Here is a 5,945-nt window from a genome sequence, read left to right on the forward strand (position 1 = left end):
ATTAAATTTAAAAATAAAATAATTAATCAACGTTAACTTTTAGAAGCACCAGACACTGCATCAGTTGAATTGGATGCAGTCTTTGCCAGTTTTTGGTAGTTAGCATTATCAGCAGCCTCAGTTCCGGCCACAAAACCTGAAGCATAGGACCAAGAATTCATCATACTTGGCATTGAATCATGACCATTAGCACCACCAACAATCTCCCCCGCGGCATAGAAATTGTCTAGTGCTTCGAAATCTTCGTTTAATAGCTGCATATGCCGGTTAGTTTCATAGCCACCAAGAGTAGTACAAAAACGTAATTTCTGCTCAATCACAAAGTAGGTATCGCCTTCATATTTATGCATAAACTGAGAAGGGCGATCAAACTCAGGATCATTACCTGAAGCGACATATTTATCGTAGTCAGTTAAAGTTTTCTTCAGGTTTTCATAATCAATGCCAGCTTTTTTAGCCACTGTTTGCAAATCTCCGCTTACTAAAATCGGACTCTTCTTGCCATCAAGATCAAAGAAACCTTGAACTTCATCTTTGGTAAAACCATATTTAAGAAGCAATTCATAGAATCTATTCCATGTTCTTTCATCCATCACTACAAAAGCAATTTTATCCTTTTGTTCTGCAATAGCATCTCGAAAATGAGTATATGGAGCTGATTCATTTACAATTCGCTTACCACTAGTATTAACAAAAATAGCACCCATGTCTGTCGCTTCTTTTGTTGAATAGGTTGTTAATTTGGCAATGCCAGGTTCAACTTCTAAACCATGTGGGTAAACTTTATACCAATCAAGATTGCGTGTAGCCAGATTCATATTTTTAGCAAAATCGAAATAATCACCAGTAGAAGTCATTGGACCGTAGTAAGGAATATTGGTTTTATGTTTAAGGTAATCACGAGCGCCCCAGCCACCAGCTGCCATAACTAAGGACTTAAAGTTTACTGTAACTGTTTCATGTTTGCTTTCAGCAACTAAAGAGGAAAGTTGGCCCTGTTTGTTTTTATTAAGTTGTTCCACCCGAGTTTCAAGTAAAATTTTGCCACCCTTTTTGGTAAAGGAATTTGCCACTTTAGTTATCAATTCATAAGAACTTTCAGTTGGCATTTCAATTTGCCGGTCAACAGAATGCTCAATAGTTTGTGTTTCAGCCTTTTGATAAGTTAGGTCTGCAAATTCAGTAATGAAATCAACTGCTTTACCAACATTTTGCGCCAGTATATTTGAAAGTAAAGGATAATTAGTCCCCCGGCATTCACGGGTAATATCTTGAACTAAGAGCCGCGAAGAATCTTTTTTTGCTTCCTTACCAAACAAAGCAGCTGCTAATTTTGAACCAGTGCCAACTACGTTTGACCCATTTAAAATTGTAGCCCCACCGAGATAGCCATTCTTTTCAAGTAAAAGAACATTTTTACCCATTGATAGTGCCCGAGAGGCTGCCATCAAGCCAGCCATACCCGAACCAATTACAGCTACATCCACATCATAAGTTATATCTTGATGTGACTGCTCGCTAGGCTGAGAAATAATATTTACACCATTTGCTTTTAAGGCTTTCTTTCCAGAATCAAGCATGGCTTGTGTCATAATGGAGGCACCAGAAATGGCATCGACATCAAAACTTTGATTATTAATAATATTCTTTTTTAACTTACCTACCACCTGGTTAAAAATACCTGGGGTTTCTGCAGTTTTTGTTACATTAATATCTGCAATTTGATTATTTTCAACTTTGATATCAAAGTCGATTTGACCATTTCTTCCTTCTGCCGTTGCTTTAATTATTTTTTCTGTCATTAATGTCCAGTCCTTTTTCGTTTTTTAACCGTTTTCAGTATATAAAAGTAATTGCATAAGAAAAATAAATTTATTTTACAACATTAATCAATTTTTTAAATTAATAGTCAAATTTAACCTTATTCGAATCGAGATATAATAAAAAATGTCTAATTCATTTTCAAAAATAGCTCTTTAAATAACTAATTTTATTTATTTACAAGATTAGTTTTGCAAACGGATAACCGACAAATGTCATAACTACAATAGATATAACAGCAAATGCTGCTCCCCAAATTAGCATATCTTTTGCTGTTGTATATTCCGTACCAATAGCAACCGGATTAACTCCCGCTTGACCTGCAGGAGTCATATTGCAAACAGCAGCACCAAAGCCAATCAACATAATTACTGCTGCTAGATTAATACCATTTGCTGTAGTACTCAAAGAACTGATTACAGAAATTGCTACGGATGAAACAATAGTCGTAGTCACAATATTGGAAGAGAAATTAGTTTCAACAACACACCAAACAATAAAGAAAAGAGCCAAAAGAATTTCTGGCAACCCTTTAGCTAATGGGCTTAAAATGTTCGTTAACCATGTTTCAATTCCCATTGTTTTAGCAGTTAAAACTGCACCAAGTTCACTAGCTACACCTACCATAAGGACTGAAGCCCAAGATATACCTTTGTTTGTAACTTCTTTAAAGCTCAATATACTTTTTCCGTTAATATTGACAATCATCAATATAATACATCCTAATAACGGTGGAAAAGCCGTAGTCCAACCACTTATTGTTGTATAAACAGTAGGAAGTATGCCTTTGATAAAGCTAGGCATTATCCATAATATTACCGTTAAAAGCATAGTTGCTAATATTATTTTTTCTTTTCTATCAGCAGGTTTGATGGTTCCCTTAAGTTTTTCAACAGCCTTTAAATTTATATTTTTAATATCATTTGGACAATAAATAAAACGAAAAACAAGAAGCATACCAATAATAATTAAAATTCCAATAGGAATTCCAACCATCATGTACTGAACTTGTGATATTTCTTTTCCGGTTGCGCCTTTATAAAATCCTATGGCTAAGGTTGGCCATACATGCGCGATTGCTGTCATTCCTGAAGAAAGGTTGATGCAAAATGTCGCTCCCATGGTAATCATGCTGCCAACCTTGCTTCCCTTTTCTATATGTAACACTTTAAAAATATCAATCAAAAATGGCATAAATGTCACCATCAAAACAGTAGGTGAAATAAAAAGTCCTAAGAAAGTAATGGCAGTAAATAGAAAAATCACAAATCTCCATGGGCTTTTTTTAGCAATCCGGTTGGTAATTAACGCTATAGTACATCTTCTTATAAAATTTGTTTGTGATAGTGGGTAAACTAATGCAAAAGTAAAAATCAGAAAAGCAACTGTGGAATTGCCAAAAGTTCCCGTAAACGCAGCTTGATATCCTACACTTGGTATTAATCCAAGCAAAAATAGGACTATTAAACTTGGCCACGAAATAGAAATTGTAGTCCACATTACCAACGCAGCCACAAAAATACCTAACGTCCATAATCCTTGAGGAGTTAAACCATTACTAGCAGGCAATAACGTACCAAAAATTAGTATTATCAGAAAAGAAACCAATAAAAACAGATAGTCTTTCTTTTGTTTACTCATTATTGTTCCTCCCGCTATAAAAGTGCTCTTTGAGCTTTAAGTTCTTTTTGAACCGCATCAGCACAAAATTTTTTTTCATCAGTATCTTTACTCTGAAGTCCAGCTGCTATTCCAGCTGCTTGTCCAGTAATATAGCTAGTTCCCATGACTCTTATAGAAGCTTGAGCTACATGATCAACCGAGATCAAGCGTCCAGCCCCCCAAATATTATCAATATCTTTTGCCTTTAATGAGCCCAGTGGAATGCTGGCATAGTCATTATCTGGCATATGCTTGTATTCAACTTGATTATTAGTATGATGAATTTCTGGGCTCCATGCTGCCCTTCCGATACTATCTTTTCTTTTAACCACATTTAAAATATCTTTACCATGCAGAGTGGTATCTCCAATCATTCGTCTGGATTCACGAATTCCTATATTGGGGCCGGAACTTACGAGAACTGCATTTTCACACCCCTTAATATATTTTTTAACAATCAGAAAATAGCTTTGGACTTTCTTCCTAAGCATAATTTCAGCACTAGTTAAATTGCTACCATCTAAAGAACTTAAATCAACACTTGGCAGAGTGAGAAAGCCATAATCATCACCATTATTTTTAATAAAAACTCCCTTTTCTTTGGTTAAATATGGGATACCCTCTTCTTTACCCTTTTTTACAGCACTCTGGATTTCACTCATTAAAATATTTCTAGCAGGAATATTATTTACTCTAAACGCAAGGGAAGCTTGCTGAACAGCATGAGTATTTTCATCTCCCCAATTAGTTTTTAATCCTGCTAAATGAATTAAATTTGCATTGCCACTCGCATCAACAAAAGAGTTTGCATTTACTTCTACTAATCCTTCATCATCATAACAAATTAAGCTTTTTATCTTTTTGCCCTTTTTGTTAACCCCTACCAAACTTGTATGAAGAAGCAAGTCTGCTTTACTTTGAAGAAACAAATCATCAAAAATAAATTTCATTTTTTCTGGATCGAACTTGATTGAAACATTGCCAGTGGATGGTGATGGGTGAGGTGTAATATCCATACCTGCAGCATTCATTTTTTTCAAAACTAAATCACCAATTCCACCAACAACCTTATCTGGATTCTGACCTCTAGTATAAAAGCCACAATATGCAGCAACTTGTGAATTAACACCCTGACCGCCTAAAGCGGAAGCGCGCTCAATTAAAATTGTTTTGGCACCTGCTTTAGCAGAAGCAAGAGCAGCAGCAATACCAGCTGCTCCTCCGCCTACCACGGCAACTTCATAAGTAATAGACCTTTTCATAAATTTATCCCCCATAAATAAATCGCTTTCAAAACCACCTTAAATATGACACAATTTTAGGGCAATAAAAATAAAGGAATTCTATTAAATTAATACAATTTATCTATCGATTTCCTCTGTAAGTTTTTTAATAATGTTTGTGCTTTAATTAATATTTTTAACTATATCAACTTATTTTTATTAATATAATTTTCTTGGCAATAATGTTGTGCAAAATTTTGAAATTTATTAACAACCGGCGACAAAAAATGATTGTTTTTTGTAATGATATACAAACTATGCTTAGCAATTTTATCTTTTATATCTAAAAGTTTAACTGTTTTATCATTAAGTTGTGGCAAATTAGGAACAATAGCAATTCCAAATCCCCAATGGACAAATCCTATGATAGCATGATCTTCAACTGCTTCTAATGCAACCTTAGGTTTAAAATTTATAGTAGAAAAAATTTGATCGATCTTTGGCCTTAACCCACTTTTATCCGAGTACATTATAAATGGATATTTTTCCAGTTCCTTTATATACAAACTTTTTTTATTTGCTAAGCTACATTGTAGTGGTACAGCTATTTTTATTTGTTGATCAACCAAATGATGAATACTTAATTGATCTAAATTCTGCTCTGGCATAGAGCTACATACAAGATCCAATTTATCATTTAAAATGTCATTAATCAGGTGCTCAGTAGTATCCTGTTTAAAAGAGAATTTTATATTTTTATTCTCCTCTTGCTTCTTAAAAACACTTACTAAATGTGGTAATAAGTCTTGACCCAAAGTATAAGTAAAACCTAAATTGATATGACCACTATTAATGTCTAATAATTCAGTAATATACTTAGAGCCCTGTTCTAACTCATTTAAGCTTTCTTGTACATATTTTAAATATATCTTACCATAATTAGTTAACTTGATATTTCTACCATCTTTTTCAAACAATGGAGCTCCTAATTCATGTTCAATATTAGAGATAGCATATGACAAAGAAGGCTGCGATATACCTAAATTTTCGGCAGCTTTTGCCATATGTTCCGTATGAGCTAATTCTACAAAAAACTTCAAGTGCTTTAAATTCATAAGTGTCTCACTTTACATTAAATATTATCTAAATCATAAAGCATTTCTATTAATAATACAAATTAGCTTTATTTATTCTAACTTTGCAAGCGATAACATAAAATAGAATACTTATATATTATAA

The 5,945-nt window shown here is 33.8% G+C and carries 4 protein-coding genes; all 4 read right to left on the reverse strand.

Annotated features, from left to right (window positions below; translation table 11 throughout):
- Window positions 1-32: 32 nt before the first annotated feature.
- The 4 genes from LDM92_RS09565 to LDM92_RS09580 all read right to left on the reverse strand — a co-directional run bounded on the left by LDM92_RS09565 (window position 33) and on the right by LDM92_RS09580 (window position 5,821).
- Entirely contained in the window at window positions 33-1,802 is a 1,770-nt protein-coding gene (locus LDM92_RS09565; RefSeq protein WP_223903045.1) for an FAD-dependent oxidoreductase, read from the reverse strand.
- Window positions 1,803-1,998: 196 nt separating this feature from the next.
- On the reverse strand, window positions 1,999-3,462 hold the full coding sequence (locus LDM92_RS09570) for an SLC13 family permease (protein ID WP_045927354.1): 1,464 nt from the start codon (window positions 3,460-3,462) through the stop codon (window positions 1,999-2,001).
- A 14-nt stretch (window positions 3,463-3,476) separates the two neighbouring features.
- Window positions 3,477-4,745 carry an FAD-dependent oxidoreductase gene (locus LDM92_RS09575; protein WP_223903046.1) on the reverse strand — a complete coding sequence of 423 codons (1,269 nt, stop codon included), beginning with the start codon at window positions 4,743-4,745 and terminating at the stop codon, window positions 3,477-3,479.
- Window positions 4,746-4,906: 161 nt separating this feature from the next.
- The gene (locus LDM92_RS09580; RefSeq protein ID WP_223903047.1) at window positions 4,907-5,821 is read right to left on the reverse strand and encodes a LysR family transcriptional regulator; all 915 of its coding nucleotides are present in this window, start codon (window positions 5,819-5,821) and stop codon (window positions 4,907-4,909) included.
- Between the last annotated feature and the right edge of the window lie 124 nt (window positions 5,822-5,945).

It is taken from the genome of Lactobacillus laiwuensis (assembly GCF_019972835.1).
GTDB lineage: Bacteria > Bacillota > Bacilli > Lactobacillales > Lactobacillaceae > Lactobacillus > Lactobacillus laiwuensis.